At 68.4% G+C, this 23,153-nt stretch carries 20 protein-coding genes; 13 read left to right on the forward strand and 7 right to left on the reverse strand.

From position 1 onward, the window contains the following. Positions 1–5 precede the first annotated feature (5 nt). On the forward strand, positions 6–1,403 hold the full coding sequence (locus ACPUER_RS06330) for an aspartate aminotransferase family protein (protein ID WP_175963383.1): 1,398 nt from the start codon (positions 6–8) through the stop codon (positions 1,401–1,403). 29 nt (positions 1,404–1,432) lie between these two features. Continuing rightward, a complete protein-coding gene (locus ACPUER_RS06335) occupies positions 1,433–2,872 on the forward strand; it encodes an aldehyde dehydrogenase family protein (RefSeq protein WP_175963384.1) in 1,440 nt (479 codons plus the stop codon). Between the two features lie 19 nt (positions 2,873–2,891). Here the strand turns inward: ACPUER_RS06335 and ACPUER_RS06340 are convergent, their stop codons facing one another. After that, a complete protein-coding gene (locus ACPUER_RS06340; RefSeq protein ID WP_425130643.1) occupies positions 2,892–3,746 on the reverse strand; it encodes a FadR/GntR family transcriptional regulator in 855 nt (284 codons plus the stop codon). Between the two features lie 229 nt (positions 3,747–3,975). Here ACPUER_RS06340 and ACPUER_RS06345 point away from each other — a divergent pair, with 229 nt between their 5' ends. From ACPUER_RS06345 to ACPUER_RS06380, 8 genes are all read left to right on the forward strand, one after another. Next, the gene (locus ACPUER_RS06345) at positions 3,976–5,184 is read left to right on the forward strand and encodes an ABC transporter substrate-binding protein (protein ID WP_034182498.1); all 1,209 of its coding nucleotides are present in this window, start codon (positions 3,976–3,978) and stop codon (positions 5,182–5,184) included. A gap of 69 nt (positions 5,185–5,253) precedes the next feature. After that, a complete protein-coding gene (locus ACPUER_RS06350) occupies positions 5,254–6,114 on the forward strand; it encodes a branched-chain amino acid ABC transporter permease (protein ID WP_072440443.1) in 861 nt (286 codons plus the stop codon). Further along, positions 6,111–7,154 carry a branched-chain amino acid ABC transporter permease gene (locus ACPUER_RS06355; RefSeq protein ID WP_425130644.1) on the forward strand — a complete coding sequence of 348 codons (1,044 nt, stop codon included), beginning with the start codon at positions 6,111–6,113 and terminating at the stop codon, positions 7,152–7,154. The genes ACPUER_RS06350 and ACPUER_RS06355 overlap by 4 nt, the downstream gene beginning before the upstream one ends. Beyond that, the gene (locus ACPUER_RS06360) at positions 7,151–7,918 is read left to right on the forward strand and encodes an ABC transporter ATP-binding protein (protein ID WP_072440446.1); all 768 of its coding nucleotides are present in this window, start codon (positions 7,151–7,153) and stop codon (positions 7,916–7,918) included. Before ACPUER_RS06355 ends, ACPUER_RS06360 begins: the two co-directional genes overlap by 4 nt. Further along, positions 7,915–8,616, forward strand: a complete 702-nt coding sequence (locus ACPUER_RS06365; protein ID WP_425130645.1) for an ABC transporter ATP-binding protein — start codon at positions 7,915–7,917, stop codon at positions 8,614–8,616. The genes ACPUER_RS06360 and ACPUER_RS06365 overlap by 4 nt, the downstream gene beginning before the upstream one ends. A 34-nt stretch (positions 8,617–8,650) precedes the next feature. Then, the gene (locus tag ACPUER_RS06370; RefSeq protein ID WP_425130646.1) at positions 8,651–9,949 is read left to right on the forward strand and encodes a Zn-dependent hydrolase; all 1,299 of its coding nucleotides are present in this window, start codon (positions 8,651–8,653) and stop codon (positions 9,947–9,949) included. Continuing rightward, the gene (locus tag ACPUER_RS06375) at positions 9,946–11,454 is read left to right on the forward strand and encodes a M81 family metallopeptidase (protein ID WP_425130647.1); all 1,509 of its coding nucleotides are present in this window, start codon (positions 9,946–9,948) and stop codon (positions 11,452–11,454) included. Before ACPUER_RS06370 ends, ACPUER_RS06375 begins: the two co-directional genes overlap by 4 nt. Positions 11,455–11,576: 122 nt before the next feature. Next, positions 11,577–12,764, forward strand: coding sequence for a YncE family protein (locus ACPUER_RS06380; protein WP_425130648.1), 1,188 nt, complete (start codon positions 11,577–11,579; stop codon positions 12,762–12,764). A gap of 75 nt (positions 12,765–12,839) precedes the next feature. Here ACPUER_RS06380 and ACPUER_RS06385 read toward each other — a convergent pair whose 3' ends face one another. Further along, positions 12,840–12,974, reverse strand: a complete 135-nt coding sequence (locus ACPUER_RS06385; RefSeq protein ID WP_006405345.1) for a hypothetical protein — start codon at positions 12,972–12,974, stop codon at positions 12,840–12,842. Positions 12,975–13,374: 400 nt separating this feature from the next. On the opposite strand from ACPUER_RS06385, the gene ACPUER_RS06390 reads away from it, so the two are divergent. Together ACPUER_RS06390 and ACPUER_RS06395 are read left to right on the forward strand one after the other, a co-directional pair. After that, positions 13,375–13,833, forward strand: coding sequence for a hypothetical protein (locus ACPUER_RS06390; RefSeq protein ID WP_175963479.1), 459 nt, complete (start codon positions 13,375–13,377; stop codon positions 13,831–13,833). 89 nt (positions 13,834–13,922) lie between these two features. Then, positions 13,923–14,735, forward strand: a complete 813-nt coding sequence (locus ACPUER_RS06395; RefSeq protein ID WP_175963392.1) for an alpha/beta fold hydrolase — start codon at positions 13,923–13,925, stop codon at positions 14,733–14,735. Between the two features lie 55 nt (positions 14,736–14,790). On the opposite strand, the gene ACPUER_RS06400 is transcribed toward ACPUER_RS06395, so the two are convergent. The 3 genes from ACPUER_RS06400 to ACPUER_RS06410 are packed head-to-tail and all read right to left on the reverse strand — an operon-like array spanning position 14,791 to position 18,847. After that, positions 14,791–16,779 (reverse strand): DUF4034 domain-containing protein, encoded by a 1,989-nt coding sequence (locus ACPUER_RS06400; RefSeq protein ID WP_425130649.1) that lies wholly within the window; start codon positions 16,777–16,779, stop codon positions 14,791–14,793. A 14-nt stretch (positions 16,780–16,793) separates the two neighbouring features. Continuing rightward, positions 16,794–17,576 (reverse strand): DUF1266 domain-containing protein, encoded by a 783-nt coding sequence (locus ACPUER_RS06405; RefSeq protein ID WP_425130650.1) that lies wholly within the window; start codon positions 17,574–17,576, stop codon positions 16,794–16,796. After that, positions 17,570–18,847: a hypothetical protein gene (locus ACPUER_RS06410; RefSeq protein WP_425130651.1), complete on the reverse strand. Its 1,278-nt coding sequence runs from the start codon at positions 18,845–18,847 to the stop codon at positions 17,570–17,572. The genes ACPUER_RS06405 and ACPUER_RS06410 overlap by 7 nt, the downstream gene beginning before the upstream one ends. 593 nt (positions 18,848–19,440) lie before the next feature. Between ACPUER_RS06410 and ampC the strand changes: the two genes are divergently transcribed. Further along, entirely contained in the window at positions 19,441–20,610 is a 1,170-nt protein-coding gene (ampC, locus tag ACPUER_RS06415) for a class C beta-lactamase (protein WP_425130652.1), read from the forward strand. A gap of 30 nt (positions 20,611–20,640) precedes the next feature. Here the strand turns inward: ampC and ACPUER_RS06420 are convergent, their stop codons facing one another. Both ACPUER_RS06420 and shc read right to left on the reverse strand, forming a co-directional pair. Further along, a complete protein-coding gene (locus ACPUER_RS06420; protein ID WP_425130653.1) occupies positions 20,641–21,012 on the reverse strand; it encodes a cupin domain-containing protein in 372 nt (123 codons plus the stop codon). Between the two features lie 54 nt (positions 21,013–21,066). Next, a complete protein-coding gene (shc, locus tag ACPUER_RS06425; RefSeq protein ID WP_425130654.1) occupies positions 21,067–23,121 on the reverse strand; it encodes a squalene--hopene cyclase in 2,055 nt (684 codons plus the stop codon). Between the last annotated feature and the right edge of the window lie 32 nt (positions 23,122–23,153).

Genomic DNA, 23,153 nt, shown 5'->3' on the forward strand with positions numbered 1-23,153 from the left:
GATCCATGAACGCCGTTGACGTCAATCCCGATGCGGACCTGCAGGCGCTCGGCAAGCGCCACCTGCTGATGCACTTCACGCACGCCGATGCGTATCGCGACCACGCGCTGACCGTGTTCGACCGCGGCGAAGGCTGCTGGCTCGTCGACCGCAACGGCAAGCGCTACTTCGATGCGCTGGCCGGGCTGTACTGCGTGCAGGTCGGCTACAGCCACGGCGCGGAGATCGGCGACGCGATCCGCGAGCAGATGGTGCGGCTGCCGTTCGCAACCAACTGGGGCTATGGCCACGAACCGGCGATCCGACTCGCGCACAAGCTCGCGGCGCTCGCGCCGGACGGCCTGAATCGCGTGTTCTTCACGTCGAGCGGGTCGGAGTCGAACGAGTCGGCGATCAAGCTGGTGCGCCAGTATCACCAGTCGCGCGGGGAGCCGCAGCGGCGCAAGTTCATCGCGCGGCGCGTCGCGTATCACGGCACGTCGTTCGGCGCGCTCGCGCTGAACGGAATGACGAACTTCCGCAAGCATTTCGAGCCGCTGATGTCGGGCGTGCGGCATGTGGGCAACACGAAGCGCTATGGCCGCCCGACGGGCGAGACGGAAGCTCAGTTTACGCGCCACCTGCTCGACGAGATCGAATCGCTGATCGTGCAGGAAGGGCCGGACACGGTCGCCGCGATCGTCGTCGAGCCGCTGCAGAACGCGGGCGGCAGCCTGACGCCGCCGGCCGGCTACGCGGCCGGGCTGCGCGACATCTGCGACCGGCACGGCGTGCTGCTCGTCGCGGACGAAGTCATCTGCGGGTTCGGACGGCTCGGCGAATATTTCGGGTCGGCGCGCTACGGGCTGAAGCCGGACGTCATCACGTTCGCGAAAGGCATCGCGTCGGGCTACGTGCCGCTCGGCGGCGTGATCGCGAGCGACGCGGTCGTCGACACCGTGCTCGACGGGCCGCAGCAGATGTTCCTGCACGGCGCGACGTACGGCGGCCATCCGGTCGCATGCACGGCCGCGCTCGCGAACCTCGCGATCATGGAACGCGAAGGCGTGCTTGCGAACGTCCGCGCCAACGAAGCGGTGTTCCGCCAGACGCTCGACGGCCTGCTCGAACTGCCGTGCGTCGGCGACGTGCGCGGCGACGGCTACCACTACTCGCTCGAACTCGTGACCGACAAGGCCGCGCGTCGCTGGTCGGCCGGCATCGGCGCGCAGGCGTTCGTGTCGACGCTGCTCGCGCCCGCGATCTTCGACGCGGGGCTGCTGTGCCGTGCGGGTGTCGATCATGAGGGCACGCCGATCGTGCAGTTCTCGCCGCCGCTCGTGATGTCGCGCGACGAGATCGTGTGGTTCGTCGCGCAAATCCGCGACATCCTCGTCGACGCCTATGCACGCGCGACGCGCTGAGCCGGCATCCGTCACAACAGGAGCATTCGATGCGAACGTCACAACAGTCCTATATCGGCGGCCAGTGGCTCGACCCGGCCGATGCACGGTCGATCGACGTGATCGACCCGGCCACCGCGCGGCCGTATGCGCAGCTCGGGATCGGCGGCGCGGCCGACGTCGACCGCGCGGTCGGCACGGCGAAGCAGGCGTTCGACACGTACTCGCGCTGGTCCGTGGACGAGCGCGTCGCGCTGCTGCGGCGCGTGCTAGACATTTACCGGCGCCGCTACGATGAGGTCGCGCAAACGATCAGCCAGGAGATGGGCGCACCGATCGCATTCGCGCGCGCGATGCAGGCCGCGGTCGGCACTGCGCATCTCGAACAGACGATCCGCGCGCTGCAGTCATTCCGCTTCAGCACGCAGACCGATTCGCTGCTGGTGTCGCACGAGCCGATCGGCGTGTGCGCGCTGATCACGCCGTGGAACTGGCCGATCAACCAGATCGTGTGCAAGGTCGCGCCGGCGCTCGCGGCCGGTTGCACGATGGTGCTCAAGCCGAGCGAGATCGCACCGTTCAGCGCGATCCTGTTTGCCGAAATTTTGCACGAAGCCGGCGTGCCGCCCGGCGTGTTCAACCTCGTGCACGGTTACGGGCATGAAGCGGGCGATGCGCTGTCGCGGCACCCGGATGTCGACATGGTGTCGTTCACGGGTTCGACGCGTGCGGGCGTCGAGGTCGCGAAGGCCGCCGCCGATACCGTGAAGCGCGTGCACCAGGAGCTCGGCAGCAAGAGCCCGAACCTGATCCTGCCCGACGCCGATATCGACGATGCGGTCACGCGCGGCGTGCGCAGCTGCTTCAGCAACAGCGGCCAGTCGTGCAACGCACCGACGCGCATGCTCGTGCATGCCGATCATCTGGTGCTGGCCGAGCAGGCTGCGCGCCGCGAGGCGGAACGCACCGTCGTCGGCGATCCTCGTTCGCCGGAAACGGGCATCGGGCCGGTGGTCAGCCGCACGCAGTTCGACCGCATCCAGCATTTCATCCGGCTCGGGATCGACGAAGGCGCGACGCTCGTCGCCGGCGGCCCCGGGCGGCCGGCCGGGCTCGGCGACGGCTTCTACGTGCGGCCGACGGTGTTCTCGAACGTCACGTCGGGCATGACGATCGCGACCGAGGAAATCTTCGGGCCGGTGCTGTCGATCATGACCTACCGCACGGAGGACGAGGCCGTCGCGCTCGCGAACGATTCGGTCTACGGGCTCGCGGCCTACGTGCAGTCGAAGGATCTCGAACGCGCGCGCCGGATCGCCGCACGGCTGCGGGTCGGCAACGTCCACATCAACTATCCGGCATGGAACCCGGCCGCGCCGTTCGGCGGCTACAAGCGCTCGGGCAACGGGCGCGAGTATGCGGAATTCGGCCTCGTCGAGTATCTGGAGACGAAGGGCACGACGGGGTACACGGAAGGCGGCGCGCGATAAAGTCTGCGTTTGCCGACGATCAGCCCTCTTCGGGATCCGTTGCGGCCGCATCGGATCCCGCAACGGGAGCGGCGGCCCGCCTGCGGATCTCGGAGTCGAGGATCAGACGCCCGCGCAGCTTGCCTTTCATCCGCTTCACATGCTTGGGCGCCTCGGTCATGTGCTCGACCATCAGCGCACGGACGCGCTCGGCATCGCGCTCGCGTGCGGCCTGCAGGATCGCCTTGTGGATCGACACGTTCGCTGCGCCGAAGCGCTTGTGCTCGACGAGCGGCGTATCGTTCCGGAACTCGATCAACTGCCGGATCATCTCGTTGATCAGCTCGCAGCTGAATCGCAGGAACGGGTTCGGGTTCGCGGCCGCGAGGATGTCGTGGAACGTCGTGTCCTCCTGTCGCTGGCGCAGCATGTGGCCGCGGTCGTGCACGCCCGACGCGCCGTCGCAACACGCGATGTTCGACTCCAGCGCGGCGAAGTCGCGCTCGCTCAGGTGCGGCACGGCGCCCGCCGCCAGTTCGGGTTCGAGCAGCTGCCGCACCGTATAGATGTCGTCGATCGTCACGTCCTTGAAGAACAGGTAGTTCTGCAGGAGCTGCAGCGTGCGGTCGAGCGGCACCTCGACGACCATCCCGCCGCCCGACGGCCCCGTCGTGACCTTGATGAGCCCCTGCACCTCGAGCGACTTCAGCGCCTCGCGGATCGTGCTCTTGCTGACGGCATAGAGCTGCTGCAGCTCGGCTTCGCGCGGCAGGCGGTCGCCCGGCTTCAGGTCCTTCTCGGTGATCAGCCGCTTGATCTCCTCGGCGACGAGGTCGGCCCGCTTCGGCTGCTTGATTTCGACCGCGAGGCCCGCCCTGGCTCGGTCCATGACCATCTTCACGACTCCTTTGTCTGACTGCGCGCCGCATCATCGTCGACGATCCGTTCCGGCGCAGGGTACGGAATTTTGCCTGATTGACACCAATTTTGATCAACTCTAGCATCAGGTTCATTCTATTTATCATGATAAATAGGATCAACCGGCGGCGCGCATCCTGCAGGGCGTGGGCACGGTTTGGCAGTCGGTCGCATCGCGTGTGTCCCCCTTTATCAGGAGCGTCAACTTGAATCGCCGAGAACTGTTGAAACTGGCCGCACTGTCGGCCGTGCCGGGTGCGCTCGGCAGCATGTCGTCCCGTGCCGCGTTCGCGCAGGGGTCGACCATCCAGCTTGCGTGCCCGGTGCCGATGTCGGGGCCGTTCGCCGCCAACGGCAAGTACGCCGATCTCGGCATGCAGCTCGCCGTCAAGCAATACGGCAAGGTGCTCGGCGCGCCGCTTGCCTATACGGCGCTCGATACCGAGGGCAAACCCGCGACCGCCGTGCGGCGCGTGCAGGAGATCGCGCAGCAGAAGGGCGTGCGCTTCTTCGCGGGCGGCATCCTGTCGTCCGAATCGCTGGCGATGGGCAAGGAAGTCCAGAAGGCGGACGGCGTGTTCATCACGACGGCCGGCGCGGACGAAATCACCGGCAAGGATTGCAACGCCGCGACGTTCCGCTGGTCGGTGCCGACCTTCGGCGCGATCGAGCAGACGGTGCGCCCGTTGATCCAGATGCTGCCGAAGGCGAAGCGCTGGTACACGATCACGCCGCAATACGTGTTCGGCGACGGCCTGCTGTCGGCCGCGAAAGCGATCTTCAAGGAGAAGGGCATCGAGCATGTCGGCAACAGCTACCACTCGCTCGCCGAGAAGGAGTTCAGCGGCTACCTGACGAACGCGGCGGCCGCGCAGCCGGACGTGCTGCTGATCCTGAACTTCGGCTCGCAGTCGTCGGACACGCTGCGCCAGGCCGTCAGCTTCGGGATGAAGCGCAACTGCACGATCCTGCTCGCGTGGGCATCGGGCCTCGAGCAGTTCGAGGCGCTCGGGCCCGACATCTGCGACGGCGTGTATTTCGGCGCGCAGTACTGGCACGGCATCGATTCGCCGCTGAACCGCGACCTGGTGAAGCGCACGAACGCCGTGTTCAAGGCGAACCCGAACTACAGCCTCGCGGGTTCGTACATCTGCTCGAAGATCCTGCTCGACGCGATGGTGAAGGCCGGCAGCGCCGATCCGAAGAAGGTCGTCGCGGCGATGGAGGGCATGAAGTACGACGGCCTCACGGGCCCGGAGGAAATCCGCAAGGCCGACCACCAGGTGCTGAAGAACTACTACCTGCTGAAGGGCAAGCCGAAGGGCCGGATGAAGAGCGCGGACGACTATGCCGACATCGTCAGCTCGGGCCAGTCGTTCCTGCCGGTCGACAAGACGGGCTGCAAGCTCGCGTGACGCCGTGCATGCGTCCGCGGCCATCGTGCGCCGCGGACGTCCGTTACCTTCCTTTCCGACACGGAAGCCATGAACGTCTATCTGCTGCAGATCGTCAACGGCATCGGCGTGGGCATGCTGTATTTCCTGCTCGCCGTCGGCCTGTCGATCGTATTCGGCCTGCTGCGCTTCGTGAATTTCGCTCACGGCGCGTTCTACCTGCTCGGTGCGTATCTCTGCTACCAGGCGCTGCAATGGTCGGCGAATTTCTGGGTCGCGCTCGCGGTCGTGCCGCTCGTCGTCGGCGCGTTCGCATGGGGCGTCGAAAAACTCGTGCTGCGTCATGTGTACGCGCAGCAGCATGAATTCCACATCCTGGCGACGGTCGGGCTCGCGCTCGTGCTGCAGGAGTGCGCGATCCTCGCATGGGGCCCGCTCGGCGACAACGTGCCGCCGCCCGACGCGCTGAACGGCGTCGTGATCTGGGGCGGCTTCGTCTACCCGAAATACCGGCTGTTCGTGATCGCGTTCACGGCCGTGCTCGCCGCCTTGCTGTGGTGGGTGCTCGAAGGCACGCGGCTCGGCAGCACGGTGCGCGCGGGCAGCGAATCGACGGAGATGGTCTCGCTGCTCGGCATCAACGTGACGCGCGTGTTCAGCCTCGTGTTCGCGCTCGGCGCGGCGACGGCGGCACTCGCGGGCGTGCTCGCCGCGCCGATCCGCGGCGTCGATCCGTTCATGGGCATCGAGGCGCTCGGCGTCGCGTTCGTCGTGGTCGTCGTCGGCGGGATGGGGAATTTTCTCGGCGCGCTCGTCGGCGGGCTGCTGGTCGGCATCGTGCAGAGCCTGATGAGCACGCTGTGGCCGGAAGGCGCGCGATTGATGATCTACGTCGCGATGGCGGCCGTGCTGCTGCTGCGTCCGAACGGATTGCTGGGGAGGGCCGCATGATCGAATCGTCGAAACCGCTGCCGCCGGGGGCGGCGGCCTCGCAGCGCGCGCCGGCATGGCGCGCCGCGTTGCAACGCCCGGAAGGCTGGCTCGCGGTGGCCGTGGCCTGCGTCCTGCCGCTCGTGTTGAGTTCGGGCTCGCTCGCCACCGAAGTGCTGGTGTTCGCGCTCGCCGCGCTCGGCTGCAACCTGCTGCTCGGCTACACGGGGCTGTTGTCGTTCGGGCAGGGCATCTTCTTCGGGCTCGGCAGCTATGCGGCGGGGCTCGTGCTGACGCGCGGCGTCGCGTCGGTGAGCGTTGCGCTGCTCTCTGCCGCCGCGCTCGGCGCCGTCGCGGCAGCGCTCGTCGGCTGGTTCTCGATCCGGCAGCGCGGCACCTATTTCGTGATGCTGACGCTCGCGTTCGGGCAGCTGTTCTACTTTCTCGCCTATACGACGCCGGACGTCACGGGCGGCGACAACGGGCTGCTCGACATCCCGCGCCCCGCGCTCGCCGCGTTCGGGCATCCGCTCGTTTCGCTCGACTCGCCATGGCGCTACTACGGCTTCGTCGCGGTGCTGTTCGTCGCGGTGTTCTGGCTGCTGCTGCGCGTGTCGCGCTCGGTGTTCGGCCGTACGCTGCTCGCGATCCGCGACAACGAGGCGCGCGCGGCGGCGGCCGGCTACGACGTGAAGCGCTTCAAGCTCGCGGCGTTCGTGATCTCGGGTGCGGTCACGGGCCTCGCGGGTGCGCTGCACGCGTTGATGACGGGCATCGCGCCGCTGTCGAACATCGACTATCACACGAGCGAGATGATCCTCGTGATGACGGTGATCGGCGGCACCGGCAACCTGTTCGCGTCGGTGCTCGGCGCGGCGTTCTACGTGCTGTTCGCGGACTGGCTGGCGACGCTGTGGCCGCGCTGGCTGCTGCTGCTCGGCCTCGTGCTGATCGCGGTCAGCCTGTTCATGCAGCGCGGGTTGTGGGGGCTGGGCGAACGCGTCGCGGCGTCGCTTCGGCGCACCGGACGCACGGCGGCTACGGCCAGGGAGCAGCAATGAGCGAAGCGATTCTCGAGGCGCGCGGCGTGGTCAAGCGCTACGGCAAGTTCACGGCGCTGGGCGGCGTCGACCTGCGGATCATGCCGCGCACCGTGCATTCGGTGATCGGCCCGAACGGCGCGGGCAAGACGACGCTGTTCCATACGCTGACGGGCACGCTGCCGATCACGTCGGGCTCGATCCTGTTCGACGGTCACGACGTGTCGCGCGAACCCGATCACAAACGCGTGCGGCGCGGCATCGCACGCTCGTTCCAGGTGACGAGCCTGTTTCCGAACCTGAGCGTGCGCGAGAACCTGCGGGTTGCCGCACAGGGCGTCGAATCGCGGCGCGCGCTGAATCCGTGGACGCCGCCGCGCGGTGCGCTCGCGCACGACGGCATCGTCGACGACGTGCTCGAGCGGCTCGGCCTGCAGCGCTTCGCCGACACGGCGGCCGGCGTGCTGTCGCACGGCCAGCAGCGCCGGCTCGAGGTCGGGATGGCGCTGGCGGCGCGGCCGCGCGCGATCTTTCTCGACGAACCGACGTCGGGCATGGGGATCGACGATCTCGACGACATGAAGGCGCTGATCCGTGGCCTGCGCGACGACTACACGGTCGTGCTGATCGAACACAACATGGGAATCGTGATGGACATCTCCGACACGATCACGGTGATGCAGCAGGGCCGCGTGCTGGTCGAAGGCAAGCCCGACGCGATTCGCGGCGACGAGCGCGTGCGCAGTGCGTATCTCGGCAACATGATCACGGGAGGCCGCGCATGATGCTCGACGTGAAGGAGGTCCATGCGTGCTACGGCAAGAGCCACGTCCTGCAGGGCATGACGCTGAACGTGAACGAAGGCGAGACGGTGACGCTGCTCGGCCGCAACGGCGCGGGCAAGTCGACGACGCTCAAGACGATCGCGGGCGTCGTCGCGCCGACCGGCGGCGCGGTGACGTTCGCGGGCCGGCCGATCGCCGGGCAGCCCGCGCACCGAATCGCCGCGCGCGGCCTGTGCTTCGTGCCCGAGCATCGCGGGATTTTCCGGCTGCTGTCGGTCGAGGAAAACCTGCGGCTCGGCGCGCGCCGCGATTCGCCGTGGCAGCTCGACGACATCTACCGGATCTTTCCGCGCCTGAAGGAGCGCCGCCGCAACGGCGGCGCGCAGCTGTCGGGCGGCGAGCAGCAGATGCTCGCGATCGGCCGCGCGCTGATGAACCACCCGCGGCTGCTGATGCTCGACGAGCCGGTCGAGGGGCTCGCACCGGTGATCGTCGAGGAGATCGTCGAGCAGTTGAAGCGGATCAAGGCGGCCGGCGTCGCGATCCTGCTCGTCGAACAGAACCTCGAAGTGTGCACCCGGCTTGCGGACCGCCACTTCGTGATCGAACAGGGCGTGATCGTCTACGAAGGCAGCAACGCGGCGTTCGCCGCCGATCACGAGGTGAAGGACCGTTACCTGGGCGTCGGCGTCGCGTAAGCGCCGTGCCCTTTCATTGCGAGGAATTCCATCGATGCAAGTTCAGGATTCGACACCGGGCGTCGCGGCGTCCGGCTTGCGCGTCGACGGCGCGCGGCTGTGGGACAGCCTGATGCGCCTCGCGCGGATCGGCGCGACCGACAAAGGGGGCGTGTGCCGCCTCGCGCTCACCGAACTCGATCGCGAGGCGCGCGACCTGTTCGTCGCATGGGCGAAGGAAACCGGCTGCACGGTGCGTGTCGACGCGATCGGCAACATCTTCGCGCGGCGTGCGGGCGAACGCGACGACCTGCCGCCCGTGACGACGGGCAGCCATATCGACACGCAGCCGACCGGCGGCAAGTTCGACGGCAACTATGGCGTGCTCGCGGGCCTCGAAGTGCTGCGCACACTCGACGACGTGGGCGTGCGCACGCGTGCGCCGCTCGAGGTCGCCGTCTGGACCAACGAGGAAGGCTCGCGCTTCGTGCCCGTGATGATGGGCTCCGGCGTGTTCGCGGGCGCGTTCACGCTCGACCACGCGCTCGCGCAGTGCGATCGCGACGGCGTGTCGGTGCGCGACGCGCTGGTCGCGATCGGTTATGCGGGCGATGTGGACGATGTGGACGATGGGCGCGACGCGCATCCGGTCGGTGCGTATTTCGAAGCGCATATCGAGCAGGGGCCGGTGCTGGAGGCGCACGACACGACGATCGGCGTGGTCGAGGGCGCGCTCGGGCAGCGCTGGTATGACGTCACCGTGCACGGGATGGAGGCGCACGCGGGCCCGACGCCGATGGAGCTGCGGCGCGACGCGCTGCTGGTCGCGGCCGATCTCGTGCGCGCGGTGAACGGCATCGCGCGCGCGCATCCGCCTCACGGACGCGGCACGGTCGGCTGGGTCGACGTGTACCCGAATTCGCGCAACGTGATTCCTGGCCGCGTGACGCTGACCGTCGACCTGCGCGCGGCCGACGACGCGACGCTCGCGGCGATGGATGCGCAACTGCGCGCGACGTGCGCCGACCTGCGCGCATCGGCCGGCATGCGGATCGACGTCGAGCAGGTCGTGTACTTCGCGCCGCAGCCGTTCGACGCGACGCTGGTCGAGCGGGTTCGGGCCGGCGCGAGCGCGCTCGGGCTGTCGTCGATGAACGTGATCAGCGGCGCGGGCCACGACGCCGTGTATCTCGCGCGCGTTGCGCCGACCGCGATGATCTTCGTGCCGTGCAAGGACGGGATCAGCCACAACGAGATCGAGGACGCCGATCCGGTGCATCTGGAAGCCGGCTGCAACGTGCTGCTGCAGGCGATGCTGGGCGCTGCCGGGATTGCGGAAGGTGGCGCACGATGAAGATCCTGATCGCCCGGATGAACCACGAGACCAACACGTTCTCGCCGGTGCCGACGCCGCTCGCCGCGTTCGGCCGCAACGGCCCCGACTGGGGCGACGACGCGTATCGCGCGAACCACGGGATGCGCACCGCGATGGCCGCGTTCATCGATGCGGCCGCGCGTGAAGGCGCTGAAATCGTGACGCCGGTGTCGGCGGCCGCGAACCCGAGCGGGCCCGTTGCGGCCGATGCGTATGCGGCGATCTGCGACGCGATCGTCGCGGCCGCGCCCGGCTGCGACGCGGTGATGCTCGACCTGCACGGCGCGATGGTCGCCGAGCAGAGCGCGGACGGCGAGGGCGACCTGCTCGCGCGCGTGCGCGCGGCGCTGCCCGACGCGCCGATCGCGGTCGCGCTCGATCTGCACGCGAACGTCACGCAGAAGATGATCGACCACGCGGACGTGATCGTCAGCTTCAAGACCTATCCGCATGTCGACATGTATGAGACGGGCGAGCATGCGGCGCGCGTGCTGCTCGACCGGCTTCATGGTCGCGCACGGCCGGTGCTTGCGTGGCGGCAACCGCCGCTGATGACGTCGACGCTGCGCAGCGCGAGCGCCGAAGGCGCGATGCGGCGCGCGGTGGAGGCCGCGCACGCGGCCGAGGCCGAGGTCGGTGGCGTGCTCGCCGTGTCGGTGCTTTCGGGTTTCTCGCTCGCGGACATTCCCGCGCCGTGCATCAGTGTCGTCGTGGTCGGCGACGGTGATCGCGCGGTGGCCGATGCCGTCGCCGAACGTATTGCGCGGCAGATCTGGGACGCACGCGACGAATTCGTCTACCGCAGCGCGCCGCTCGCGGAGTCGGTCGCGCAGGCCGCGGCGCTCGCGCGCGGCGCGGACCGCCCGGTGCTGATGCTCGATCACGGCGACAACTGCATGTCGGGCGGCCCGTGCGACACGATGGACCTGCTCGAAGAAGCGCTTGCGCAGGGGCTCGACGGGATCGTCAGCGGGCCGCTGTGCGACCCGCAAGCCGTCGCGGCGCTGATCGATGCGGGTGTTGGCGCGACCGTCACGGTGCCGGTCGGCAACCGGCTGCCGTCGCACGGCGGCGTGCGGCGCGAGCCGTTTCGCGCGACGGGTGTCGTGCGCGCCATTACCGACGGCGAATACGTGATCACGGGGCCGACCTATACGGGCCAGCGCGCGTACATGGGCCGCACGGCCGTGCTCGACATCGGCGCGGCGACGCTCGTCGTCACCGAGCGCACGCAGGAGCCATGGGATCTCGGCGTGTTCGAGAGCGTCGGCGTCGATCCGCGCCGTGCGCGCTTCCTGCTGCTGAAATCGCGGATGTATTGCCGGCCGGTGTTCGTGCCGATCGCGGCCGCGCTGGTCGAATGCGACAGCCGCGGCGTGACGGGCTCGGACTACGGGCTGTTTCGCTACGAGCGGCTTGCGCGGCCCGTGTATCCGCTCGACAACGTCGATCGGTGGGGGGCGGGCGCGTCACCGGCGGCCTGACGGAGCGGGGCGCGAGACGCCGGATTTGCACGCTTTCGGGCATCATGCGATGGCAGCGGCCCGTCGAGCAGCAGGGTCGTGCAATCCATTGCGTCCGCAACCGATCCGGAGAATCGACCGCCATGCATTCGAATCCTTTCCGCCTGCGCAGCGCGCGCCTGCTCGCCGCGCTGACCCTCGCCACGACGGCCGTCGCCGTGCACGCCGCCGACTGGATCGTGTCCGGCAACGACGGCAAGTACCAGCGCGTCGAGGGCCGCGACACCTTCCTCGCCTCACCTCCCGCCGACACGCTGACGCTGCTCGACGCCAGCACGTTCCCGCCGAAAGTCGCATTGCAGGTCGACGTCGAGAACGGCATTCAGGGGCCGCCGCAGGCCGTCGCGATCACGCCCGACGCGAAGCTCGCGCTCGTCGGCGCGCCGACGCGCTACGACGCGGCCGCGAAGCAGCTCCTGTTCGACACGTTCCTGCAGGTCGTGAATCTCGACGCCGCTCCGCCCGCAATCACGCGCATCGAGCTCGGCACGCATCCGCAAGGGATCGCGATCGACCGTTCGGGCCGGCTCGCGCTTGTCGCCAATGTCGACGGCAGCGTATCGATCCTGCGCATCGACGGCACGCGCGTGACGCTCGACGGCAACCTGAAGATCGGCAAGAAGCGGCTCGCAGGGATCAGCTTCACGCACGACGGCAAGCATGCGCTCGTGTCGCTGCGCGACGAGCAGGGCGTCGCGGTGCTGAACGTCGACGACGGCAAGGTGACCGACAGCGGCACGCGCCTGAGCACGGGCGTCGCGCCTTACACGATCGACGTGTCGAGCGACAACCGCTGGGCGGTCGTCAGCAACGTCGGGCTCGCGGGGCTGCCGGGCTATACGGGCACGCTCGCGGGCGACGCCGATACGGTCGCGCTGATCGACGTGTCGCGCGTGCCGTTCCGGACGGTCCAGTACCTGACGGTGCCGTCGCTGCCGGAAGGCGTCGCGATTTCGCCGAACGGGAAATGGATCGCCGTGCAGGCGATGGACGGCTCGAACCTGACGCCCGACAATCCGGGCCGCCGCAAGCTCGGCAAGGTGCTGCTGTTCGAGATCCGCGACGGGCAGGCCGTGCAGACCAGCGAGTTGCCCGGCGGCGAAGCCGCGCAGGGCATCGTGTTTACCGCCGACAACCGGCACGTGATCGTGCAGTTCAACGTCGAACGGCAACTGGCGCTCTATGCGGTGGAAGGCGGCAAGCTGCGCGATACGGGCAAGCGTATTGCGTTGACCGGTGGGCCGTCTTCGTTGAGGACGTTGCCGCGCTGACGCGTGGGGCGCCGGTTCGTTCACCTCCGTGCATTCATGCGGCGCCCGGATTTTCCAGGCGCCTGTCGATGCGCGTTACGGCCGCAGCAGATCGAACCCGCCGAATACGACGACACCGCTGAGCGCGATCATCGCAACGGAATGCTGGCCGAAGTAGAGAATCGCGGCGGCAAGCCACGTCGTGATGCAGAAGGCGCCGATGCGGGCCATCGTGTGTTCCTCGAATGCGTAATGAAGTGGGCGCCGCCCGGCGGGCCCGGCGCGCCGGGGCGCGGGGGCCACGAAGGCGGACGGAGAGGGCGACCCGCGAAGCCGCGACGGCGGCGCGGCACGCGCACGTGCCACGCCCGGAAGGGCGGGAGTCGAACCCGGCGGCGTTGCGCGACCGTGCCCGCAGGCCGTCGACGCGCGGATCCGCCCGGCAAAGCGGCAATTTTACCAGCGCCGTTTCGCTGCCAATCTGGCCCTTTCGCGACTTGAGTGCCGCGATCTACCGCGGAATCCGTCCGACCCCGATACTCAAGTTTCGTATGACGAATGTCGTAAACGAGTCGGAAGGCATTTCATGCCACCCCGTCACGATTTGTTTACCGACATACGGACCGACACGATGCAGATCGATTTTTCCACGACCGCGCGATCCCCGCTGGCGGACGGCAGCGTTACAGCAAACGCGCCGGGCGCATCGGCCACGACATCATCCGCCGACGGCGCAGCGGATACCGCGGGTACCACCGGCACGGCGAGTACCACCGGCGCGAAGCGTTCGACCGGCGGCAGCGGCGAAACGCTCGGCGCATCGGGCGCGTCGTCGGAAAGCCCGGCAGTCAGCCAGTTGAAGGCGCTGATCGAACGGCTGCAGAAGCAGCTCGCGACGCTCGAGCGGCAGATGGCGAGCGCGGCCCAGCGCGCGAAGGACGACCCGGCCGCGGCGGTCGAACAGCAGTCGCTGAGCGCGGAAGCCAGCGCGATCTCGGCGGCATTGGCGACGGCGATCTCGCAGCTCGCGGCGGCGATCGAGAAGTCGGGCGGCTCGTCGGCGGGCGGGCTGGTGTCGACGCAGGCCTGACGGTTTCCGGCTGCGCGCGGCCGTTAATGCCGCGTCGGCCGCACGCATTACAATCGCAAACTCGTCTCCCTCGAAAGGACGGCAGAACGATGCATGCGGAACTCGACGACGACGAACTCGTCCGCTTCGACGCGCACGGCGGCACGCCGCTGCCGACGGCCGATGCGCAAGGATGGCTGGAACACGACGGCGCGCGCATCTGGCACGCGTCGTTCGGCCAGGGCCCGCCGGTCGTGCTGCTGCACGGCGGCCTCGGCCACGGCGGCAACTGGGGCAACCAGGTGCCGGCGCTGCTCGCGGCCGGCTACCGTGCGATCCTGATCGACAGCCGCGGCCACGGCCGCAGCACGCGCGACGACCAACCGTATTCCTATGAACGCATGGCGTCGGACGTGCTTGCGGTCCTGGACGCGCTGCACGTCGACCGCGCACGCTTCGTCGGCTGGAGCGACGGCGCATGCATCGCGCTCGTGCTGGCGGCCCGTGCGCCGGAGCGCGCGGCCGGCGTGTTCTTCTTCGCGTGCAACATGGACCCGGGCGGCACGAAGGAGATGGTGCCGAGCCCGCTGATCGACCGCTGCTTCGCGCGCCACCGGAAGGACTACGCGCAACTGTCCGCAACGCCGGACCAGTTCGACGCATTCGTTTCGGCCGTCGGCGAAATGATGCGCACGCAACCGAATTACAGCGCACAGGATCTCGCGGCGATCGCGGTGCCGGTGACGATCGTACAGGGCGAGCACGACGAATTCATCCGGCCCGAGCATGCGGCGTATCTGGCGCGCACGATTCCGGGCGCGACGCTGACGATCCTGCCCGGCGTGAGCCACTTCGCGCCGCTGCAGCGGCCCGCGCGATTCAACGCGGCGATGCTGGCCTTCCTCGACCGGCTGCCGGGTTGACCGCTCGTGCGGCCCGCGCGCGCCGTCGATGGGCGCGCGCGTTGGTCGCCCGTGCTCAGACCATCGCGTTGTCGTTGCCGGGAATCTCGTGCGCCTTGATCTGCTTGCGGTGCAGTTTGTACAGCAGCTTGCCGAGCATGCCGTCCTCGTGACGCAGGCGCGTGATGTTGCGCACGTATTCGTCGTCCGGCGCGATCGCCTGGGCGCCCATGATCCAGCGCACGCTTTCGCGATAGTTGTAGAGCGATTTGTCGCGGCTGTCGGCCAGGATCGACGACAGCGCGGCCATCGCCGCCGGATGGCCGCCTTCCGCATGGCGGCGCAGTTCGTCGACGTAACGATGGCGCGACGGGAGATCGTCGACGTCGGCGATGAACATCAGCATCGTCTCGAGGCCCTCGGTATGCCCCATCTCGTGCGCCATGCGCGCGGCCTCGACGGCTTCGACCTGCATGCGCGTGCGTTCGGCTTCGTCCTTGCTGGCGCCCGCGATGTGATAGTACGCAAACCCGAGCTTGTACGCGGCCATGTTGCCGCCGTCGTCGACCGACTCGCGGAAGTAATGGGCGGCGCGATACAGATCCTGCGTGACATGCATGCCGTCTTCGTAGAAGCAGCCGAGCAGGTAGCCGCACGAATCGCCGCCCGCTTCATAGCCGAGTTCGCACAGCGCGACGGCGTCGGCGGGCCGACGGCCTTCGTCGCGCATCGCCGACGCGAGCTGGTTCCATGCGAGCGAGCCCGGCTCGTTCACGCGCGCGGCTTCGAGCCACGCATCGCCGCGTGCGTCGTCCTGCGCGAAGCCGAACGTGCCGGTGCGATGGGCGTAGCCGCGCAGGATCATCGCCGACGTGCATGCGCGCGCATCCGATGCGCGCTCGATCGCGCCGGTCAGCCAGGTGCCCTGCGGATCGAGGTCGAGCGCGAGCCGTACGCCCATTGCCATCGCGTGGTTGTCGTCGATCGGCTGATCGCGCTCGGCTTCCTGCAGGCGCGCGTAAGCCTGCTCGTATTCGCTGCGCATGAAATGACTGTGCGCGAGCCAGTGCAGCGTTTCCCAGCGGTGATACGGATGCAGTGCGGCCCTGGCCCGCGCGAGCGTCGCGGCCATCGCGCGGCGTGCATCGTCGTCGTCGTCATTCGAATCGAGCGTATTGCCGATATGGCCGTCGCGCCAGATCTCGTGGCGCAGCCGGTCCTTCTCGACCGCGTCGAGGTGCGCGCACGCGTCGGAATCGACGAACGCGCGGACGTGGTCGTGCGAGCCGCCCCAGCGCGGCTGCATGTACCAGATGAACGTGCGCATCGGGAAAAACTGGTGCGGGTGAATGTGCAGCGTCGCTTCCATCCAGTACCACTTGCCCTTGCGCAGCTTCTTGCCCTGGACGGGGCCGGGCAGCGCTTCCGGAAATTCCGCCAGGCAGGCGACGGGTACGTCGGGGTTCAGCCCCGAACGCGCGAGCATGCCCTGCAGTTCGGCGCGAGTGGCCTCGTCGTGGGCGCCGACGTTCAGGTGCAGCTCGGTCACGGGCCGGCGCCGCTGTTGCACGAGCTGCGTGAGCCACTCGGGTTCGTCGAACGACGACACGCTCGTGAAGATCACCTTCGGCGCGCTCCACATCGTCGGCGCGAGCACGAGCGCGCGCAGCGCGGCGACGATCGTCAGCGTTGCGCACGCATGCGCGCAGATCCAGCCGGTTTCTGTCACCGTCTCGGCCCAGCCGGAGCCGCGGTACTCGTACGCCCAGTGGTGCCAGTAATGCGCCTCGCACAGCCACGCGTGCGCGGATTGCGGGTTCGCGGCCTGCCAGGCGCGCAGGCGCGCGAGGCCTTCGGCGCCGGCTTCGATGCACGGCTGCACGTCGGCCGGCAGCGCGTCGACGTACAGCGCCTCGGCCGTGCGGTCGGCGAAGCTGGCGGCGAGCGCGGCGTCGAGCTGCGTGTCGAGCGCGGCAAAGTCGCCCGCGCGCAGCAGCGCGTCGACGTCGCAGATGAACCATCGGGACTTCGCGGGCGGAATCAGGTCGGCGGGAGCAGAGGACATGTCGGTGTCGGCGGTCATGACGAAACGGGTTGGGGATCGAAGATGCGGTAGCGCTTCCACGGCAGCGAAAGCCAGTTTCCGGACGGATTGCGCAGGTGCTCGCGCACTTCCTGCGTGGCGCGTGACGACGCTGGGCCGTCCTGGCCGCTGCCGCGCAACCAGTGCTGGCGCGCCCGCGCATACGCGAGCCCGAAGTCTTCCCAGCTATCGAAGCTGTCCTGCGCGCGCTGCGCATTGAGCAGCAGCACGACCCACGCCTGCTGTTCGGACGCCCAGCCGAGCAGCGCGATGCAGCGCACGAGAAACGCGGTGCGCGCGCAATCGAACGCCAGCGCGTCGCGCACGCGCCCAACGGCCGCAAGCTGTTCGTAGAAGCCTTCGTGCGAGCGGCCGACACCGCGTATCCAGCCCGCGAGGATCGGCGCAACGCGCTGCACGATCTGCCACTCGGGCAGGTCGGCCGGCAGGTCGAGTTCGCGCCGCAACTGGCGGGCGAGCTGTTCGCGCTGCGTGTCGGGCAGCGCGTACACGAGGTCGTCGCAATCGCAGCGCAGCCCGTTGCGGATCAGCAGGATGTCGGCAAGTGCGAGCGACCAGCGGCGGCGGTTCGGCGGCGCCTGGTCGGCGAGCGTGCGGGCGAGCGAAACCGCGGCGGTCTGCCGGACCGGCACCGCGCGGTCGGTGCCCGCGGCCTGGTCGGCGTCGACTTCGCGCACCATCCGCGCGGCGATTCGCAACGATCGCCACACGTACCACACGAGCCACAGCACGGCCGCGCCGATCAGCAGTTTCAGCATGACGGGCTCCCGGCCGCTGTTGAGGGCAGCGCGAACGCCGCGCACAGCGCGGGATCGATCGGAATGCCCTCGATCGAGAAGGCGGCCGCTGCCCGAGGTGCATCAGGTTCGCGCGCGGCCGGCAGCGCATCGCCCGGCAACGCGTGGCGCGCAGCCGCCGCGACGGCCGGATCGATTTGCCGAAGCTGACCGAGCGCGTAGGGCGCGTTGCGTAGCAGCAGCCATTGCAGCACGGCCGGCGGCTGCGCGAAATGCTCGATCAGGTGGAAGTTCTCGCTCATTACGCTCAGCAGATGGTCGGGCGAGCGCACGTCGGTGACGAAGGTCCATTCGCCGGTGGCCGCGCCCGGCGTGTCCGGCTCGAACACGAGGCCCATGCCCTCGCAGTCGGGATGACGCTCGCCGCGCGGCGCGAGCGTGCGCAGGAACTGGCGCACGTCGTCCGCATAGCGGCGCACCGGATGGCGGTTCTGCTTGCCCTTGATCTGGTCGATGTGCAGGCCGTCGCCGGTCACCGACAGGCTGATCGTCACGTGCGGCTGGTTGCCCGCGCCGCGCAGCGTGAACAGGCGCAGCCGGCCGTCCTGCGCGGCTTGCGCATACTGCTCGCCGTACCCGCCGCGCAGCCGGCGGCGATCCGCGAACTGGCCGAGACAGTGCTGCATGTAGTACGACTCGTAAGCCAGCTCCTCGCGCAGCGCCGCATGATCGCCGGCGAATTCGAAGACGATCCCGTTCGGCGTGCGCAGCACCTCGCGTAGCGCGAGGCCGCTGCTCGGCACCCAGCCCTTGTCGCGGCGCGCCTGCATCCGCTGGTGTTCGCGCTCCCACATGTCGAGCGCCATCGCGCACGTGATGCGCTGCAGTTTCTGCGCGAGCCGCGTGCCGGCGCGCGAGCGCAGGAATTCGACCAGCACGCGCTCGCGGTCGATCAGCAGCATGTGCTCGGGATCGATGAAGTAGAGCGGCTTCGGCTCGACCGCCGCGCCGATGACGCCGCCGGATGCCGGCTGCGCGCGGAACCGGCGCACGAGCCAGTCGGGCGCCGGCCGGTCGGCGCCGGCGAGCGCGCGGTAATCGGCGAGCGAATCGAGCGGCTGCGCCTGCTCGAACGCGCCGACGACCCAGCGGAAGAAATGGTTGCCGAGCCACGCGCGGATGTCGGCCGGATCGCGGCGCTCGGCGCTGCGGCGCGCGATGGCCGCCTTGATGTCGGGCGCGTTGACGACATCGCGCGGCCGATAGGCGGACGCGGCGACGGTTTCGGTCACGGGGTCACTCTCCGGTCAGGCAGGGTGTCCGCGGGCGGGACCCTGGAGGTTTTTGGCTTGCGTGCTGGAGGGCATGCGGGCGCGATACGCGGCGGTATCGCGGGTGCCCGATGCAGGTCGGTCGACGCGTGAAAATCACGCGACCGCGCAGCGGCCAACGACGCGGGAGCGGGCGATCGAGGAATGGCGATTCATGGTTTCTCTCAGGATGGATTTTATTTTTTGCTGCCGCGAGTTTACTGCGATCCGCGCTGGCTAATCAATCGCGCGGCGCGCCGGCGTTTGCCGATCTGACAAGACTTATCTCTTTTTCATCGATTTTCGATGCAGCGCCATTCGATCGCCGGATTGAATGCTGTTAAAACCGACAGGTTTTTACGGCAAGCCGGCAAACGGCTCGTGATTGCCGCGTTGCAATCCGGCGCTTCGCGTATCTCATAAGTTTTTCTTTAGGCTCGCGCAACATATCGTCGATTGTTCGCGGCTGGCCGGTAATGGATAGTCCTGCTTCGACAGGCCGGCCACGCGATTTCCGCGCGGCGCGGCCGAATCTGTTGTTCGTGCAACCATCCGATATCAAAGGAACCGCAACCATGCGATTCAACGCGACACGCTTCGCCGCGACCCTGTTCGTCGCCGCGTGCGCCACCGCCATGGCCGGCCGCGCGGCCGCAGTCACGCAGAACGACATCCACGCAACCGTGACCCGCCACGTCGCGCCGCTGATGAAGCAGTACGCCATTCCCGGCATGGCGATCGGCATCGTCGCCGACGGCAAGCCCTACGTGTTCGACTACGGCGTGATGTCGACGCAAACCGGCAAGCCCGTCACCGGCGACACGCTGTTCGAGATCGGCTCCGTCAGCAAGACGCTGACCGCGACGCTCGCGTCCGATGCGCAGGAGGGCGGCGAGCTGTCGCTGTCGGACCCTGCGGCCAAGTACCTGCCCGCAATGCGGGGCAAGCCGTTCGGCGGCGTGACGTTGCTCGAGCTCGGTACGCACACGCCGGGCGGCATGCCGCTGCAGGTGCCCGACAGCATCCGCGACGATGCCGGCCTGATCCGCTATCTCGACGCGTGGCGGCCTGCGTATGCGCCGGGCACGCGCCGCACGTATTCGAACGTCGCGATCGGGATGCTCGGGCGGCTCACCGCGAAGGCGATGAATCGCGATTTCTCGGTGCTGATGGAGCAGCGGCTCTTTCCCGCGCTCGGGATGACGCACACGTATATCAACGTGCCCGATGCGCGCACGGCCGACTACGCGCAGGGCTATACGCAGGACGGCAAGCCGATCCGGATGACGGGCGGCATGCTGTGGCAGCCGGCGTACAGCGTCCGGACCACGGCGGCCGACCTGCTGCGTTTCGTGCAGGCGAACATGGGGCTGGTCGAAACGGCGCCGCGGCTGCAGCGCGCGATCGAGCGCACGCACACCGGCTATTTCCGTGCAGGGCCGCTGACGCAGGACCTGATCTGGGAGCAGTATCCGTATCCGGTCGCGCTGCCGACGCTGCTCGAAGGCAACGCGCCGAAGATGCTGTTCGATGCGACGCCGGCCAGCGCGATCAAGCCGCCGCTCGCGCCGAACCCGGACACGTGGATCAACAAGACGGGCTCGACCAACGGCTTCAGCACGTATGTCGCGTTCGTCCCCGCGAAGCGGATCGCGATCGTGATGCTCGCGAACCGCAGCTTCCCGATCGAGGATCGAGTGAAGACGGCATACCGGATTCTCGAGTCGCTCGGCGGCGGCCGGTAATGCTTCCGGCGGCGGACGAAGCGCCGCCGCTTACTCGGGCGGTTGTTCGTCGTACGCGACGAAGATCTTGCGCGTGCGTTCGACGACTTCCCACGTGCCGCGAAAACCCGGCGGAATCACGAAACGATGGCCGGCACGCAGGGTCTTCCTGTTGCCCTCCAGGTCGGTGATCACGGACGTGCCTTCCAGGATCTCGCAGTATTCCGCTTCGGTGTACGCGACGTGCCAGCAACCCGGCGTGCTTTCCCAGATGCCGGTCGAGAAACGGCCGCACGGGCTCGCGAAGCCGGGCGTGAGGGCTTGCAGCGGATCGCCCGAAATCAGCTTCTCGGGCGACACGCGGTACTGCGTCGGCTCGCCGCTCGGGGTGAGCGCGTCGGTAATGGATGAAACGTCGATCATGATCGGCATGCTTCGTCGAGTTGGGTGGAGTGGAGCGCGCCGGCGCGGCGTCGCTCAGGCGACTGCCGTGTCGGTTGTTTCCACTGCCATCCTACCGCGCACGGTCGAGCCCGGCGATGACGCAGCGCCCGCGAGCCGCCGATAACGCGCAAGCGCCCACAGCGGGAAGTACGCGGTATAGCCGTGATACTTCAGATAGAAGATGCGCGGAAAGCCCGGCGCATTGTGCGAGCGGTGCCACCAGAAACCGTCGTCCTGCTGCATCGACTGCAGATACGCGATGCCGCGCTTCACCGAATCGGATTCGCAGTCGCCGAACGCCATCTGCGCGAGCAGCGCCCACGCGGTGCAGTTCGACGTGCTCTCGCCGGAATTCGTGCCGGCGAGCTTCGGGTCGATATAGCTGTCGTTCGTCTCGCCCCAGCCGCCGTCCGCGTGCTGCCGTGCGCGCAGCCAGTCGAGCGCGCGGGCGATGTACGGCTGCGACTTGTCCTCGCCGGCAAGCGCGAGGCCGGCCAGCACGCTCCACGTGCCGTACAGGTAGTTCGTGCCCCAGCGGCCCCACCAGCTACCGTCGGGCTGCTGCGTGCGCTTCACGTAGTCGATGCAGTGCGCGAGCGCCGCGCGGTCGTCCGCGCGCTTCGTCACGCCGAAGCACAGCAGCACGCGGCCCGACACGTCTTCGGTCGGCGGATCGAGCAGCGCGCCGTGATCGGCGAACGGGATCGCGTTCAGGTACATGCGGTCGCAGTCGGCGTCGAAGGCCGCGAAGCCGCCGTTGCGCGATTGCAGCCCGCGCATCCAGTCGAGCGCGCGCGCGACGCGCGGCGCATACGGGTTCGCGCCGTCCGCGTTGCGATGCGTGCGGCCGCGGCGATCGAGCATCGCGGTGACGAGCGCGCTGTCGTCGATGTCGGGGTAGTACGGGTTCGCGTACTGGAATGCCCATCCGCCCGGCTCCGTATCGGCTGGCGCGTTCTCGATCCAGTCGCCGCGCAGGTCGTTCACCTGGCGCTCGGCCAGCCAGTCGTACGCGCGCGCGATACGTTCGTCGAGTTCGCGCAGCGCGCCGGCCGGCTCGCCGGCTTCCGGCACTGCCACGCCGCGCGCCTGCTCGAGCGCCATCGTGCTCCATGCGGTGTCCCACACCGGTGACAGGCACGGCTGGCAATACACGCTGCCGTCGGGCCGCGTGACCAGCAGCTTTTCCAGCGCGTTTTCGCAATCGCGCCGCAGCGGATGATCGTCCGGATAGCCGAGCACCTCCATCATCTGGTAGCTGTACACGATCGGCGGGAAGATGCCGCCGAGCCCGTCCTCGCCGTTCATGCGTTCCGCGCACCATGCCTCTGCATGGCGGATCGCGCGCTGGCGCAGGCGCTTCGGCATCAGCGGCTCGATATGGCGGACCGTGCGGTCGAGCGCGAGGAACAGCTTGCGCATGCCGCGCGCGGGCGGGAAGTAGTGACGTTCTTCGTCGGGCGGCGTGACGAACAGCTCGCGGATCGAGATGTTGCGCGGATTGCGGGCGCGCGCCTTCAGCGAGCACAGCACGAGCAGCGGCACCATCGTCGTGCGCGCCCAGTACGCGACCTTGTACATCGAGATCGGCACCCACTTCGGGAACAGCACGAATTCGATCGGCATGAACGGCGCCGCGCGCCACGGCACCTGGCCGAACGTCGCGAGCAGGATGCGCGTGAACACGTTCGAGCGCGCCGCGCCGCCGAGCTTCAGGATCGCGTCGCGCGCGCGGGCCATGTGCGGCGCGTGTTCGCTGTCGCCGGCGGCCTTCAGCGCGAAATACGCCTTCACGCTGCACGACACGTCCGGTGCACCGTCGACGTACAGATCCCATCCGCCATGCGTGTCGAGCCGCTGGTTCGCGCGCAGGTAGCGCGCCATCTTCTGCTGGCGGACGTCGTCGATCCTGTCCATGAAATGCATCATCAGGATGTATTCCGCGGTGATCGTCGCGTCGGATTCGAGTTCGAAACACCAGCTGCCGTCGGGCTGCTGAAGACGCACGAGCGCGTCGCGTCCACGGGCGATGGCGGTGTCGAGCGCGGACCAGGGGGATGGGGCGGGTTTGTTCATGCGGCGGATCATACCATCCAGCCGGAATGTTTATATCGAGACTC

Origin of the sequence: Burkholderia sp. DN3021 (assembly GCF_049805555.1) — a bacterium.
In the GTDB taxonomy this organism is placed as follows: Bacteria; Pseudomonadota; Gammaproteobacteria; order Burkholderiales; family Burkholderiaceae; genus Burkholderia; species Burkholderia pyrrocinia_C.